Origin of the sequence: Pseudomonas sp. GZJR-8, assembly GCF_002916705.1 — a bacterium.
Taxonomy (GTDB): Bacteria; Pseudomonadota; Gammaproteobacteria; order Pseudomonadales; family Pseudomonadaceae; genus Aquipseudomonas; species Aquipseudomonas synxantha_A.
Window position 1 is genome coordinate 607,760 of record NZ_JXSI01000001.1, and the last position, 14,305, is coordinate 622,064.

General features: G+C 60.7%; 11 protein-coding genes. 6 read left to right on the forward strand and 5 right to left on the reverse strand.

What is annotated here, in order from left to right; translation table 11 throughout:
- The first annotated feature begins 57 nt into the window (after window positions 1-57).
- The 4 genes from TK42_RS02795 (at window position 58) to TK42_RS02810 (ending at window position 4,095) form a co-directional block, all read left to right on the forward strand.
- Window positions 58-294, forward strand: coding sequence for a DUF1653 domain-containing protein (locus tag TK42_RS02795; protein WP_032803813.1), 237 nt, complete (start codon window positions 58-60; stop codon window positions 292-294).
- A 114-nt stretch (window positions 295-408) separates the two neighbouring features.
- On the forward strand, window positions 409-3,030 hold the full coding sequence (gene topA, locus TK42_RS02800) for a type I DNA topoisomerase (protein WP_005786156.1): 2,622 nt from the start codon (window positions 409-411) through the stop codon (window positions 3,028-3,030).
- A 194-nt stretch (window positions 3,031-3,224) separates the two neighbouring features.
- Window positions 3,225-3,746, forward strand: coding sequence for a DUF6586 family protein (locus TK42_RS02805; protein WP_103733537.1), 522 nt, complete (start codon window positions 3,225-3,227; stop codon window positions 3,744-3,746).
- Between the two features lie 115 nt (window positions 3,747-3,861).
- Window positions 3,862-4,095 (forward strand): hypothetical protein, encoded by a 234-nt coding sequence (locus tag TK42_RS02810; protein WP_005786160.1) that lies wholly within the window; start codon window positions 3,862-3,864, stop codon window positions 4,093-4,095.
- 54 nt (window positions 4,096-4,149) lie between these two features.
- Here the strand turns inward: TK42_RS02810 and sulA are convergent, their stop codons facing one another.
- Both sulA and lexA read right to left on the reverse strand, forming a co-directional pair.
- A complete protein-coding gene (gene sulA / locus TK42_RS02815) occupies window positions 4,150-4,623 on the reverse strand; it encodes an SOS-induced cell division inhibitor SulA (RefSeq protein WP_005786162.1) in 474 nt (157 codons plus the stop codon).
- Between the two features lie 10 nt (window positions 4,624-4,633).
- A complete protein-coding gene (lexA, locus tag TK42_RS02820) occupies window positions 4,634-5,242 on the reverse strand; it encodes a transcriptional repressor LexA (RefSeq protein ID WP_003172575.1) in 609 nt (202 codons plus the stop codon).
- 263 nt (window positions 5,243-5,505) lie between these two features.
- Here lexA and TK42_RS02825 point away from each other — a divergent pair, with 263 nt between their 5' ends.
- Together TK42_RS02825 and nagZ are read left to right on the forward strand one after the other, a co-directional pair.
- Window positions 5,506-6,213 (forward strand): TetR/AcrR family transcriptional regulator, encoded by a 708-nt coding sequence (locus TK42_RS02825; protein ID WP_005786171.1) that lies wholly within the window; start codon window positions 5,506-5,508, stop codon window positions 6,211-6,213.
- Between the two features lie 136 nt (window positions 6,214-6,349).
- On the forward strand, window positions 6,350-7,360 hold the full coding sequence (gene nagZ / locus TK42_RS02830) for a beta-N-acetylhexosaminidase (RefSeq protein WP_032877216.1): 1,011 nt from the start codon (window positions 6,350-6,352) through the stop codon (window positions 7,358-7,360).
- 101 nt (window positions 7,361-7,461) lie between these two features.
- Here the strand turns inward: nagZ and TK42_RS02835 are convergent, their stop codons facing one another.
- Genes TK42_RS02835 through mfd form a run of 3 tightly spaced genes read right to left on the reverse strand, consistent with a single transcriptional unit; the run spans window position 7,462 to window position 14,189 of the window.
- Window positions 7,462-10,152: a DEAD/DEAH box helicase gene (locus TK42_RS02835; protein WP_103733538.1), complete on the reverse strand. Its 2,691-nt coding sequence runs from the start codon at window positions 10,150-10,152 to the stop codon at window positions 7,462-7,464.
- Window positions 10,153-10,161: 9 nt separating this feature from the next.
- Complete coding sequence (locus tag TK42_RS02840; RefSeq protein ID WP_103733539.1) at window positions 10,162-10,728, reverse strand: CsiV family protein; 567 nt, start codon at window positions 10,726-10,728, stop codon at window positions 10,162-10,164.
- Between the two features lie 11 nt (window positions 10,729-10,739).
- A complete protein-coding gene (gene mfd, locus TK42_RS02845) occupies window positions 10,740-14,189 on the reverse strand; it encodes a transcription-repair coupling factor (protein WP_103733540.1) in 3,450 nt (1,149 codons plus the stop codon).
- Window positions 14,190-14,305 lie beyond the last annotated feature (116 nt).

Genomic DNA, 14,305 nt, shown 5'->3' on the forward strand with positions numbered 1-14,305 from the left:
TGTTTTTTGGAACTTTTTAATATTTTTTTTCAACAAATTTTGTACGAGGGGCAGAGCATGAAAGTTGAACCAGGGCTCTACCAACATTATAAGGGGCCGCAGTACCGCGTTTTCAGCGTGGCACGGCACTCCGAAACCGAAGAAGAAGTGGTGTTTTACCAAGCACTGTATGGCGAATACGGCTTTTGGGTGCGTCCCTTGAGCATGTTCCTGGAGACCGTTGAAGTTGACGGCGAGCAGGTCCCGCGCTTTGCTTTGGTCCAGGCCGAACCCAGTCTTTTTAAAGGGCAATAACGGCAGGTCGCGCAGAATGCTGCGCTTGACCTCACCTTGTTGCCACTATATATAGCGTTGCCGCGACAGGCGCCAACTGCCTTTCACTTCTCGAATTCAGGAATTTTCCGATCCATGGGCAAATCGCTGGTCATTGTGGAATCCCCGGCTAAGGCCAAGACCATCAACAAGTACTTGGGCAACGAGTACGTGGTGAAGTCGAGTATCGGCCATATCCGAGACCTGCCCACCAGCGGTTCGGCTAGCGCCAGCAAGGAGCCTGCCGCCAAGCGCGGCAAGGCGGCTGCGGGCGAAGGTCCGGTGCTCAGCCCTAAAGAGAAAGCGCGCAAGCAGCTGGTCTCGCGCATGGGTGTGGACCCGGACCATGGCTGGAAGGCCAAGTACGAAATCCTTCCGGGCAAGGAAAAGGTCATCGAAGAGCTGCGCCGGCTCGCCAAGGATGCTGACACCATCTATCTCGCGACGGACTTGGACCGCGAAGGAGAAGCCATTGCCTGGCACCTGCGCGAAGCCATCGGCGGTGATGACAGCCGCTACAAGCGTGTGGTGTTCAACGAAATCACCAAGAAAGCCATCCAGGAAGCCTTCTCCAAGCCGGGCGAGCTGGATATTGACCGCGTCAACGCCCAGCAGGCCCGTCGCTTCCTCGACCGCGTCGTGGGCTACATGGTCTCGCCACTGCTGTGGGCGAAAATTGCCCGTGGTTTGTCCGCCGGCCGTGTGCAATCGGTTGCGGTGAAGCTGGTGGTGGAGCGTGAGCGTGAGATTCGTGCGTTCAACCCCGAAGAGTATTGGGAAGTCCACGCTGACCTGGGCACCGCCAAGGGCGCCAACGTGCGCTTTGAAGTGGCCCGCGAGAAAGGCGAGGCCTTCAAGCCGCTGAACGAAGCCCAGGCCATGGCCGCGCTGGAGAAGCTCAAGGCCTCCAGCTACAGCATCGTCAAGCGCGAAGACAAACCGACCAGCAGCAAGCCGTCGGCGCCGTTTATCACTTCTACCCTGCAACAGGCCGCGAGCAACCGCTTGGGCTTCGGGGTGAAGAAGACCATGATGATGGCCCAGCGTCTGTATGAAGCCGGTTACATCACCTACATGCGTACCGACTCCACCAACCTGTCGCAAGACGCGGTGGCGATGGCGCGCACGTATATTGAAAGCGAGTTCGGCAAGACCTATCTGCCGGAGAAGCCGAACGTCTACAGCAGCAAGGAAGGCGCACAAGAGGCTCACGAAGCGATTCGTCCTTCCGACGCCAACACCACGCCCGCCAAGCTGAGCGGCATGGAGCGTGACGCTGAGCGCCTCTACGAGCTGATCTGGCGCCAGTTCCTGGCCTGCCAGATGCTGCCGGCGCAATACCTGTCTACCACTGTCAGTGTGGGCGCTGGCGACTTCGAGCTGCGCGCCAAGGGCCGTATCCTCAAGTTCGACGGCTACACCCGTGTCATGCCGCAAATCGCCAAGCCTGGCGATGACGACGTGCTGCCGGACATGGCCCAGGGCGATACGTTGAAGCTGATCAAGCTCGACCCATCCCAGCACTTCACCAAGCCACCGGCGCGTTATTCCGAAGCCAGCCTGGTGAAAGAGATGGAAAAGCGCGGTATCGGTCGCCCGTCGACCTATGCAGCGATCATTTCTACCATCCAGGACCGTGGCTACGTCGCGCTGCACAACCGTCGTTTCTATTCGGAAAAGATGGGCGATATCGTTACCGAGCGCCTGTCCGAGAGCTTCTCCAACCTGATGGACTACGGCTTCACCGCCGGCATGGAAGAGAATCTCGATGACGTGGCCCAGGGCGAACGCGACTGGAAAAACGTGCTGGATGAGTTCTACGGCGACTTCAAGAAAAAACTCGAAGTAGCCGAGAACCCTGAGAGCGGTATGCGCGCCAACCAGCCGGTGATGACGGATATTCCGTGCACCACCTGCGGTCGACCAATGCAGATTCGTACCGCCTCCACGGGCGTGTTCCTCGGTTGCTCAGGCTACAGCCTGCCGCCCAAAGAGCGCTGCAAGGCGACCGTCAACCTGGTGCCGGGCGATGAAATCGCGGCTGATGACGAGGGTGAATCCGAGTCGCTGGTGCTGCGTGGCAAGCACCGCTGCCCGATCTGCAGCACGGCGATGGACGCCTACCTGCTGGACGAGAAGCACAAGTTGCACATCTGCGGTAACAACCCCGATTGCAATGGCTACGAGATCGAAGAGGGCACCTACCGCATCAAAGGCTATGAAGGTCCGAGCCTGGAATGCGATAAGTGCGGCAGCGAGATGCAGCTCAAGACCGGCCGTTTCGGCAAGTTCTTCGGCTGCACCAATCCTACCTGCAAGAACACGCGCAAACTGCTCAAAAGCGGTGATGCGGCGCCGCCGAAGATGGATCCGGTGAAGATGCCGGAGCTCAAGTGCGAAAAGGTCAACGACACCTACATCCTGCGTGACGGTGCTTCGGGGCTGTTCCTGGCTGCCAGCCAGTTCCCGAAAAACCGCGAGACCCGTGCGCCGCTGGTGATGGAGATCGTGCCGCACAAGGACGAGATCGATCCGAAGTACCACTTCCTGTGTGAAGCGCCGAAGAAGGACCCGGATGGTCGCCCAGCCGTAATCCGCTACAGCCGCAAGACCAAGGAGCAGTACGTGCAGACCGAAGTGGACGGCAAGCCTACTGGCTGGAAAGCGTTCTACGACGGCGGCAAGTGGAAGGTCGAGGACAAGCGCCAGGGCGCTTGATCCGTCGGATGCGCTGAAGATCCAAATGTGGGAGGGGGCTTGCCCCCGATGAGGGAGTGTCAGTTGATACATCTGTAACTGACCCACCGCCATCGGGAGCAAGCCCCCTCCCACATTTGCACTTGCAGTACGTTCGGCTGATCCGTGACACTGTTCAGCCAGCATCACGCCTATTCGTTGTGGAGATTGCCGTCATGGCCAACGAACTCTATACCCGTACCAATCAGAAAATTTACTTCGCGGGTTTATCCCTGGACGCCCTTGGCCGTGCAGAGGAAGGGAAGGAGATGAATGCCATCGCGCTGGTGCAGGCGGGGCGCGAAGCGGCCTTGTTTCATCTCTATGGCGCGTTGCTGGGGCTATGCCATGAAGTTGCAGGGTTCTACCGCTTGCCCCAGGCAGGTGCCCCCCGTGCAGAAATGATCATGAATCGTGAAGTGCTCGATTCGATGGCGATCCCTGAGTTGGCCGAGCTGGTGGAAATGGCCCAGAGCCCTGACAGTTGGGTGGCACGGCTGCTCAAGGCCCATGCCGATATGTTCCATCCACCACGTATTCCCCATGTGCCCAAGGGCGATGTCACCCAGCCGCTGATCGTTGCCGTGGCGTTGGAACAGGATGAGCCCAAGCCCTTGGGACGCGAAGAGTTGGAAGGCTGGCGCCAGGAGCTGAAAAAGATGGCGCTGCGTTTTCGTGAGGGGTTGAACGAGTGCTGAAGGTAGGCGCTCGCCGGGCACCATTCATCAAGCCGTAAAGAAACCTGCCCGGTTCCTCTGCGAGGCTGGGTGGATGACTGATATAATCGCGGCCTTTCGTGGAGAACAGACTTTTATGCCAACGTCCTTTCTGGAAATTGTTGAACTGCCTGATGGCCGAATCGAACTGCGCCGGGCTGAGGACGAAGGTTCTCTGGTTATTCTGGATTTTTCCGAAGATGCCAAAGTGTTCCTGCAGGGCCAGCACGTGGAAGTGGCTAAAGCCATGTTGAGCGTGGGCGTGCAGATGGCAGGTCGCCTGGCTGAAGGCGAACCGGAGAAGGACGACGGCCCGCGCGTACTTCACTGAAGTCTTGTGCTAAAAGGGCTTCCAAGCCCGATCACTGCAAGCCAAGCTGTAGTTTTATCCCAAACGAATATTCAAACTCTGAGCGTCGCCCGTACGTGCGGCACTGATGAGTTGCTGCTTGGCGCTCGCATTCAACGGATTCAACCAGCTCACCACCGTATGACTGCGGCCTAGACGCAAGGCCTCACAGGTCAACTGCTGGGCGCTCTGCGCTCCCCGTGGCTGCAACAGCAGGATGCGCTCGCGGTTGAGGCCGGCGTCCCGCAGCCAGGCCTGGGTCAGGCTGGCGGGCGGGGCGATCAGCGTCAGCCAGCGTGCGTCCTGGTCTTCGCTCAATTCGCGCAGAATTGGCGCCAGCAGGTTCAGGCAGCTTTCGGCCGCACCGCGCAACGACAATTCACTGAACGCCTCAGGTTCACCGCCCCAGGGGGCTTCGACCGTTTCCTTGAGGATGGGCGCAAGGGGTTGGGCCATAAAGGCCTCGAACAGCGACAGTTGTGTGTGTTGTGGGGTGTGCACGAGCTGCATGATGCCTCCTTTAGCGGCGAATGACGCCGACACTCAAGCCTTCGATCACCAGGTCCTGATCTTTCAGGTTGACTTCAATCGGGGCGAACTCAGGGTTCTCGGCCAGTAGCCAGACCTTGCTGCCTTCACGCTTGAAGCGTTTGACCGTGACCTCATCACCGATACGGGCGACGACGATCTGGCCATTGCGGGCTTCACGGGTGGTATGCACGGCGAGCAGGTCGCCATCGAAGATGCCTACGTCCTTCATGCTCATGCCGTGCACACGCAACAGATAGTCGGCGCGAGGATGGAAGAAGGTCGGGTTGATGTTGCAGGATTCCTCGACGTGCTGCTGCGCCAGGATCGGCGCACCGGCAGCGACGCGGCCGATGATCGGTAGTGTCGATTCGTCGGCCTTGGCTTCAAAGCCAGGGATGCGGATACCGCGTGAAGCCCCTGGAGTCATCTCGATCGCGCCTTTGCGAGCGAGCGCCTTGAGGTGTTCTTCCGCGGCATTCGGGGACTTGAATCCCAGTTCCAGGGCAATCTCCGCACGGGTAGGCGGGTAACCGTTGTCATCGAGGCAGCGCTTGATGAAGGCCAGAATCTCGGCTTGGCGTGGCGTCAGTTTTAGCATGTTGATCGCTCTGTCTTTTTATACAGTGACTGGGATTATATACAGTGAACTGCGCTTGGCAATCATCCTTTTGCGCGACTCCGCTGGACGGTCATGCGTCACCCTTCCTACAACGTAGATAGGGTGTTGCCTACACGGCGAAAGGGATGTGATTAAATAGCGATGAAAGGGGTGACTGCCCGGCCGGAAAGCGAACCCGCAGGCTTGACAAGACACACTCTGAAACGTATGTTTCAAACAAGTGTTTGTCAGGCGGAGTAGCCATGGCCCAGTCGGAAACCGTTGAACGCATTCTCGATGCTGCCGAGCAATTGTTCGCGGAAAAAGGATTTGCTGAAACCTCATTGCGGCTGATCACCAGCAAGGCTGGGGTCAACCTCGCTGCCGTGAACTATCATTTCGGCTCGAAAAAAGCCCTGATCCAAGCGGTGTTTTCCCGCTTCCTGGGGCCATTCTGTGCCAGCCTCGACCGTGAGTTGGAGCGCCGCCAGGCCAAGGCTGATCACAAGCCAAGCCTGGAAGAGCTGCTGGAAATTCTTGTAGAGCAGGCGTTGGTCGTGCAACCTCGCAGTGGTAATGACCTGTCGATCTTCATGCGCCTGCTGGGCCTGGCGTTCAGCCAGAGCCAAGGCCACCTGCGTCGTTACCTGGAAGACATGTACGGCAAAGTATTCCGCCGCTATATGTTGCTGGTCAACGAGGCGGCCCCACGTATTCCGCCTATCGAACTGTTCTGGCGCGTGCATTTCATGCTCGGCGCTGCGGCGTTCAGCATGTCCGGGATCAAGGCGTTGCGAGCGATAGCCGAGACCGATTTCGGCGTGAACACCTCGATCGAACAGGTGATGCGCCTGATGGTGCCGTTCCTCGCTGCGGGTATGCGCGCCGAGACCGGCGTCACCGACTCGACCATGGCTGCCGCCCAATTGCGCCCACGCAGCAAAACTGCACCGGTCGCTGCCAAGGTTTGATCGCCCCTGGGTGTGCGTGGCCGCTAGCATCCGCTAAGCTAGCCGCCATGCCGATTTCAGCTATTTATCCGCAACCCGTCGTGCTGACCGTGCCTGGTCAGCACGACGGGTTGTGTGCGTTATTTAAGGAAGGTTTATGACTGCTGCCCTGCAAGGTTCTTTGATGGTCGACGTTGCCGGTACCTGGCTGACGGCCGAGGATCGTCACCTGTTGCGCCAACCGGAAGTGGGCGGCCTGATTATTTTTGCGCGCAATATCGAGCATCCACGCCAGGTTCGCGAGCTGAGTGCGGCGATCCGTGCGGTGCGCCCGGACCTGCTGCTGGCGGTCGACCAGGAAGGCGGGCGCGTACAGCGCCTGCGCCAGGGCTTTGTGCGCCTGCCAGCCATGCGCGCGCTGGCCGATAACCCCAACGCTGAATACCTGGCAGAACAGTGCGGCTGGATCATGGCCACCGAAGTACTGGCCGTGGGTCTCGACCTGAGTTTCGCCCCAGTGCTGGACCTGGATTACCAACGCAGCGCCGTGGTCGGCACTCGCTCCTTCGAAGGCGACCCCGAGCGCGCCGCCGTACTGGCCGGTGCCTTTATTCGCGGCATGAACAGCGCCGGTATGGCCGCCACCGGCAAGCACTTCCCCGGGCACGGTTGGGCCGAGGCCGATTCCCACGTCGCGATTCCCAATGACGAACGCAGCCTGGAACAGATTCGTGCCAATGACCTGGTGCCTTTCGCACGCTTGAGTAAGCAATTGGCCGCCGTGATGCCGGCGCACGTCATTTACCCGCAGGTTGATGCCCAGCCTGCTGGTTTTTCGCGTCGCTGGTTGCAGGACATCCTGCGCGGTGAGTTGCAGTTCGACGGGGTGATCTTCAGCGATGACCTGTCCATGGCGGGCGCCCACGTGGTCGGTGATGCGGCCAGCCGTATCGAAGCGGCGTTGACCGCTGGTTGTGACATGGGCTTGGTGTGCAATGACCGTGCGGCGGCCGAGTTGGCGCTGAGTGCAGCACAGCGGATGAAGGTCACGCCATCGGCGCGGATAGCGCGTATGCGTGGGCAGGCGGTTGCCTCAACGGACTATAAGCAGGACCCGCGTTGGCTGACAGCGCTTACTGCGTTGCGCGATGCGCAGTTGATCGGCTGAAAACCGAAGCGCGGCCATCGCAGGCAAGCCAGCTCCCACATTTTGATTTGTGAATACATTCAAGTGTGGGAGCTGGCTTGCCTGCGATAGCGATCTAACAGTCAGCGCTTCTCTTGCTTATTAGGCAGTGGTGCGAAGAGCGCCTCGATATCCTCATTACCCAACTGCCAATCCCCCGTGGTCCGCCCATCCAGCACGCCCGCCGCCAAGTCGGATTTCTCCTTCTGCAGGTGCTGGATTTTCTCCTCCACCGTGCCTCGGGCAATCATCTTGTACACGAACACCGGTTTTTCCTGCCCGATGCGATACGCGCGGTCGGTGGCCTGGTTTTCCGTGGCCGGGTTCCACCACGGGTCGTAGTGAATCACCGTGTCGGCTTCGGTCAGGTTCAAACCCACGCCACCGGCCTTCAAGCTGATCAAAAAAATCTGCAACTTGCCGCTCTGGAAATCCTTCACCGGTGTACGTCGGTCACGGGTCTGGCCGGTCAGCAGTGCGTAGGCAATCCCGCGTTTTTTCAGTTCGATTTCGATAAGGCTCAGCATCGAAGTGAACTGCGAGAACAGCAGAATCCTGCGACCTTCGGCAAACAGCTCGTCGAGCATGTCCATCAGGCTGTCGAGCTTGCCCGAGCTGCTGCCACGGGCGGGCAGAGTGGCGTCGTTGACCAGGCGCAGGTCGCAGCACACCTGGCGCAGTTTGAGCAGCGCTTCAAGGATGATGATCTGGCTGCGGGCCACGCCCTTGCGGGTGATCTCGTCGCGGACCTTTTTATCCATGGCCAGGCGCATGGTTTCGTACACGTCGCGCTGGGCCTCGTTGAGGTCGACCCAGTGGATAATTTCGGTCTTGGGTGGCAGTTCGGTTGCCACTTGTTCCTTGGTGCGGCGTAGCAGGAAGGGTTTGATCCGACCGTTGAGGTGCTGCAATCGCACCTCGCTGGCACGCTTTTCAATCGGCACGCGGTAATCACGGTTGAAGCTCTTCACATCGCCCAGCCAACCCGGCAACAGGAAGTGGAACAGCGACCACAGCTCGCCCAAGTGGTTTTCCAATGGCGTGCCGCTCAGGCACAGGCGCTGGCGGGCATTCAGCTCGCGTGCGGCCTGGGCGGCCTTGCTGGACGGGTTCTTGATGTACTGCGCTTCATCCAGGATCAATACATGCAAGGGCAGGGCAGCGAGCGTGTCGATGTCCTTGGGCAGCAGGGCATAGGTGGTCAGCAGCAGGTCGTAGTCGTGCAGGTTGGCGAAGTGTTTCTTGCGCCCTGCGCCGTACAGCGCCTGCACCCGCAGTTGCGGGGTGAAGTGCGCTGCTTCGTCGAGCCAGTTCGGAATCAGGCTGGTGGGCATCACGACCATGCCGGGCCGATCAAGGCGCCCGGCGATTTTCTCGGTGAGAATATGCGCCAGGGTTTGCAGGGTTTTGCCCAGGCCCATGTCGTCCGCGAGAATCCCGCCCACTTCCAACTGGCGCAGTGACTGCATCCAGCTCAAGCCTTCCAGTTGATAGGGGCGCAAGGTTGCGTTCAGGCCCTCGGGCGCCACGCAGGTGAAGTCCTTGATGTCCCGCAGACGTTGGGCGAAGTTGCGAATCTTCTCGCCACCCTCCCATTGCAACGGCAGGTCTTCCAGCGGGTTGAGCCTGATCGCGTCGGCCTTGGCCAGGCGCAACGTCGTGGTGCCGGTTTCTTGCAGGTAGAACTCGCCGAGAGTCGCCAGCACCGGCTTCAAGCGCCCGTAGGGCAGCGCCACTTGCAGCGGGCCGTGGCCGTTGGGCAGCCCGGGGATATTCACCAGGATCAGTTCATCATCGCGGCGCCTTGCGAGTTTTTCCGGGTTGAGGATCTCGGTGTGGGAGCGCATCAGGTTCAACAGGATCGGCAGCAGGCTCAACCGTTCGCCATTGACGATGATGCCCAACTCCAGGTCGAACCAGTCACGCTCCGGCGCTTCATCGACGCTGGCGTACCAGTCGTCCACCGGGCTCAGGTCGAAACCGAAGTCTTCATCGATTTGCAGCTCCCAGCCCTCGGCCCGCAGCGTGGGCGATGAGTTGAGCGTGAAGTTAAGCCAGGCGCTGTCATTGACCATCTCGAACAGCTCGCCGGCGCTTTCAGGCAAGGCCTTGCTTTGGCGCGTAGCGATCTTGAAACCCAGCAGACGCAGCTGTTCGCGACAGGCTTGTTCCAGCTCGGGGTGGCGCTTGATTCGCAGGCTTTGGGTGTCCTGGCGCACGATGATATCGGCGTTCTTTTGCCCACTGACGTAATTGCCCAGGTAGTTGAACGACAGTGCCGCACGGTGCTGGATATAGCGCTGCATCTTGCCGTTGCGCGGTTCGAACGCGCTGAACTCGACGCTCGCCAGCCACAGGCGTGGCACGGGCCGCACATCCTCCATGACCACCTGCGGCAGGACCACGCGGTTATCCAGCACGGCCTGGAGTTTTTCCAGCAGTTGCGCATCCTGGGTCGCCGCCGGGTAGGCCAGGGTTTCCTGGACCTTGAGCAGCACCGCCGCGATGTGTTTGCAGTTGGTGTGCACCGGGCAGGTACAGCGGCTATCCACCAGGATCAGCAGGCCCTTGGCCGACTCACGCAACGAGATGGTTTGCCGATAGACGTTACCGCCGGAGCCTTCGCAACTGGCGGTAATGGTGCTGTCACCGCACTCGACGATACGCACGCGATTTTCCAGTGCGTAACGCCGCCCGCGCTCCAGGCTCTGCTCTTTGAAGCGATTGGCCCACGAAGGGGCCAGGGGTTTGGTCAGAGGCGAAGTGAGGGGCATGGCGCTGGATCAGTCCTGCATGTCGGGCGGCGGTGCGCTGGGCGGCTTGGCGGTCAGCGAGGTGATCTTGATCAGCAACGCCAGGTTGCCGCCGTCCAGGTAATTAAGCTGGTTGTTCTTGGTGCGTACGTCTTTCTGCGCCAGGTGTTCACTGGCGATCACGCTGCCGTTGCCGTCGAACTGGTTGATCCAGAAGTCGGCATCGATGTCGGTGAAACGACCCAGTTGCAGGCTCAGCACGCCTTCGATAGGGAACTGGCCGAATTGCTCCTGGCCGTCGGTGATCGCGATCTTCACCGGCTGCTCGCCCAGGTTCTGTTCCCAGGCCTTGTGCGCGAGCACGGTGTAGTTGGAGTCGGCGCGCAATTTTTCCACGATGTTGCCCAGGCGCGGCGGGCTCAGCCGCTCGCCCAGGCGCGGTGCACCTTCATCCCAGTTTTCCGGCGCGGCGCGGCTGTTGATCACCGGCTCGGCATTCTGGCGCACCAGGATCATTTCCACCTGGTACGGGCTGTCGGCAAATGCCGAAGGCGCGAGTACCACCAACAACAGGCTCAGAATGCGGAACAAGCGCATGGCGGCGTCCTTCAAGCGGATTTCGGGATGAGGCGCTCAAACAGCGCCTCCAGGGTATTGAAGCGTTCTTCGGCACGTTCCATCGGCACCATGAACTTGAACAGCGTAGCCCCTTCGAACTTGTAGCGGTTGGGCTGGCCCTGGATCAGCTTGATCAGCACCAACGGGTCGACCGGCGTCTGCGCTTCGAATTCGATACGCCCACCTTGCGGCCCGGCGTCGACCTTCTTGATCCCCAACTGCTCGGCCTGCAACTTGAGCAGGGTCAGGCGCACCAGGTTCTTGGTCGGTTCGGGCAGCAGGCCGAAGCGGTCGATCATCTCTACTTGCAGGTCCTTGAGGCCCTCTTCGTCGGTGGCCGAGGCGATGCGCTTGTAGAGGATCAGCCGCGCATGCACATCCGGCAGGTAGTCTTCGGGAATCAATGCCGGCAAGCGCAGGTTGATCTCCGGGCCGCCGCCCAGGGGTTGATCGAGATTCGGTTGCTCGCCCTTGCGGATGGCTTTCACTGCGCGTTCGAGCATCTCCATATACAGGGTGAAGCCGACCGCCTGGATCTGCCCGCTCTGGCCATCGCCCAGCAGTTCGCCGGCGCCACGGATTTCCAGGTCGTTGGTGGCCAGCACAAAACCGGCGCCGAGGTCCTGGGTGTTGGCGATCGCTTCCAGGCGTTTTTCCGCATCGGAAGTGATCTGTTGGCGTGGCGGCGTGAGCAGATAGGCGTAGGCCTGGTGGTGACTGCGCCCGACGCGGCCGCGCAGTTGGTGCAGCTGCGCCAGGCCGAACTTGTCGGCGCGCTCGATGATGATGGTGTTGGCGCTGGGCACGTCGATGCCGGTCTCGATGATGGTCGAGGCGATCAGCACGTTGAAGCGCTTGTGGTAGAAGTCGCTCATTACCTGTTCGAGTTCGCGCTCGCGCATCTGCCCGTGGCCAATGGCGATACGGGCTTCCGGCACCAGTTCGGCGAGGTCGGCGGCGCATTTCTCGATGGTCTTCACATCGTTATGCAGGTAATACACCTGGCCGCCGCGCAGCAGTTCACGCAGCAGGGCTTCCTTGACCGTGCTCTTGTTCTGCTCCATCACGAAAGTGCGCACCGACAGGCGGCGCGCCGGTGGCGTAGCGATGATCGACAGGTCGCGCATACCTGAAACGGCCATGTTCAGCGTGCGCGGAATCGGCGTAGCGGTGAGGGTAAGGATGTCGACTTCGCTGCGCAGGGCCTTGAGCTGTTCTTTCTGGCGCACGCCAAAGCGGTGCTCTTCGTCGATGATCACCAGGCCCAGGTTCTTGATCTTCACATCGTCCGACAGCAACTTGTGGGTGCCGATGACGATATCGATCTTGCCCTCGGCCAGGTCGGCAACGGCGGCATTCACTTCCTTGGCGGACTTGAAGCGGCTCATCACCTCCACGGTCACTGGCCAGTCGGCAAAGCGGTCGCGGAAGCTGTTGTAGTGCTGCTGGGCGAGCAGGGTAGTCGGCACCAGGATCGCCACCTGGCGACCGCCGTGCACTGCAATAAAGGCAGCGCGCATGGCCACTTCAGTTTTGCCGAAGCCCACGTCGCCACACACCAGGCGGTCCATCGGCTTGGGCGCGAGCATGTCGGCGCGCACCGCCTCGATGGTGGTTTGCTGGTCCGGAGTTTCTTCGAAGGCGAAGCCGGCACTGAAGGTGGCGTAGTCGGCTTTCGGGTCAGCGAACGCGTAACCTTCGCGGGCGGCACGGCGGGCATAGATGTCGAGCAATTCTGCGGCCACGTCGCGAACCTGTTCGGCGGCCTTGCGCTTGGCTTTCTGCCAGGTCTCGGAGCCCAGGCGATGCAACGGTGCCAAAGCGTCGTCGCTACCGGTGTAACGGGCGATCAGGTGCAGGCTGGCCACCGGCACGTAGAGCTTGGCGCCCTCGGCGTATTCCATGGTGAGGAATTCGGCGGCCTGGTTGTCGATCTCCAGGGTCTGCAAGCCCAGGTAGCGGCCGACACCGTGGTCGATGTGCACCACCGGGGCGCCTTCGCGCAGTTCGGTGAGGTTCTTGATCACTGCGTCATTGTTGGCGTCTGCGCGTTTTTCCCGGCGACGGCGTTGCATCACGCGCTGGCCGAAAAGCGGGCTCTCGGCGATCAGTGCGAGGGCCGGGTCGTCCAGCAACAAGCCTTCGTCCAAGGGGGCGATGGTGATCGCCAGGCGCTCTTTGCTATTTACAAAATCCGGCCAGCTGTCGACGGTCTTGGGCCGCAGTTTCAAGCGTTCCAACAGCTCCAGCAGCACTTCGCGGCGCCCGGCGGACTCGGCGGTAAACAGCACGCGGCCAGGGAAGTCACCGAGGAAGTTGGACAGCGCTTCCAACGGTTGCGCGGCTTTGGCCTGGATCGCCAGGTCGGGCAGGGTTCCCGCGGGGAAGCGTTCCCGACCACTGCCGGCGTCTACATCTTGTTGGCTGGCGACCACGCGCGGCCAGTTTTTCAAGCGGGCGAAGCAGTCTTCTACCGGCAGGAACAGTTCGGCGGGCGGCAATAAAGGCCGGGACGGATCGACGCGGCGCTCTTCATAGCGGTTGCGCACGTCGTTCCAGAAGTTTTCCGCCGCCTGCTCGATGCCTGGCAGCGAGAACACCTGGGTGTCCTGGGGCAGGTAGTCGAAGAGGGTGGAGGTTTCGTCGAAGAACAATGGCAGGTAGTACTCGATACCCGCTGGGGTAATCCCGCTGCTTAAGTCCTGGAAGATTGGGCAGCGACGGAAATCCACGTCAAAGCGCTCACGAAAGCGCGCCTTGAAGCGGGTGACCGCGTCTTTTTGCAGCGGGAACTCCCGCGCCGGCAGCAGCTTGATCGAGTCGACCTTGTCGATGGAGCGCTGGTTTTCCGGATCAAAGGTGCGCAAGGTCTCGATTTCGTCATCGAACAGGTCGATGCGATACGGCAACTTGCTGCCCATCGGGAACAGGTCGATCAGGGCGCCGCGCACTGCGAACTCACCGTGCTCGTACACCGTGTCGACGCAGCGGTAGCCGCTGGCTTCCAGGCGCGTGCGCATCTGTTCTACGTCGAGCTTCTGGCCGATATCCAGCACCAGGCTGCTGCCGAGCAGGAACTTGGTCGGCGCCAGGCGGTGCAGCGCCGTGGTGATCGGCACCACCAGCACGCCGTGGGCCAGTTCCGGCAAGCGGTACAGGCTGGCGATGCGCTGGGAGATGATGTCCTGGTGCGGCGAGAACAGGTCGTAAGGCAGGGTTTCCCAGTCGGGAAAATGCAGCACCGGCAAATCCGGGGCGAAGAAGCTCAGCTCCTGCTCCAGCCGTTCGGCACTTTGGCTGTCGGCGGTAAGCAGCAGGGTAAAGCGCTTGGCTGCGCTGGCAGCCTCGGCAATGGCCAGGCTCAGGGCGGCACCGGGCAGGTTGCCCCAGTGCTGTTTACCTGCCGCGGCAGGGAGAAGCGGTAGACGCAGAACGGGCACGGAAGGTTGAGCTCCAAGCGTTGCGACAAAGTCGGTAATTGTAACGGCCCCAGGTGCCGCCTGTCAGTTGCTGACTGTGCCTATTACGGTTTGTAGGAAATGTAGTGGCTAAGACA

Coding starts and splice junctions, on each gene's coding strand:
- TK42_RS02810 (WP_005786160.1), top strand. CDS start 3,862: ATGCCAACGTCCTTTCTGGAAATTGTTGAACTGCCTGATGGCCGAATC.
- TK42_RS02825 (WP_005786171.1), top strand. CDS start 5,506: ATGGCCCAGTCGGAAACCGTTGAACGCATTCTCGATGCTGCCGAGCAA.
- sulA (WP_005786162.1), bottom strand. CDS start 4,623: ATGCAGCTCGTGCACACCCCACAACACACACAACTGTCGCTGTTCGAG.
- TK42_RS02840 (WP_103733539.1), bottom strand. CDS start 10,728: ATGCGCTTGTTCCGCATTCTGAGCCTGTTGTTGGTGGTACTCGCGCCT.
- TK42_RS02835 (WP_103733538.1), bottom strand. CDS start 10,152: ATGCCCCTCACTTCGCCTCTGACCAAACCCCTGGCCCCTTCGTGGGCC.
- lexA (WP_003172575.1), bottom strand. CDS start 5,242: ATGCTAAAACTGACGCCACGCCAAGCCGAGATTCTGGCCTTCATCAAG.
- nagZ (WP_032877216.1), top strand. CDS start 6,350: ATGACTGCTGCCCTGCAAGGTTCTTTGATGGTCGACGTTGCCGGTACC.
- TK42_RS02805 (WP_103733537.1), top strand. CDS start 3,225: ATGGCCAACGAACTCTATACCCGTACCAATCAGAAAATTTACTTCGCG.
- topA (WP_005786156.1), top strand. CDS start 409: ATGGGCAAATCGCTGGTCATTGTGGAATCCCCGGCTAAGGCCAAGACC.
- TK42_RS02795 (WP_032803813.1), top strand. CDS start 58: ATGAAAGTTGAACCAGGGCTCTACCAACATTATAAGGGGCCGCAGTAC.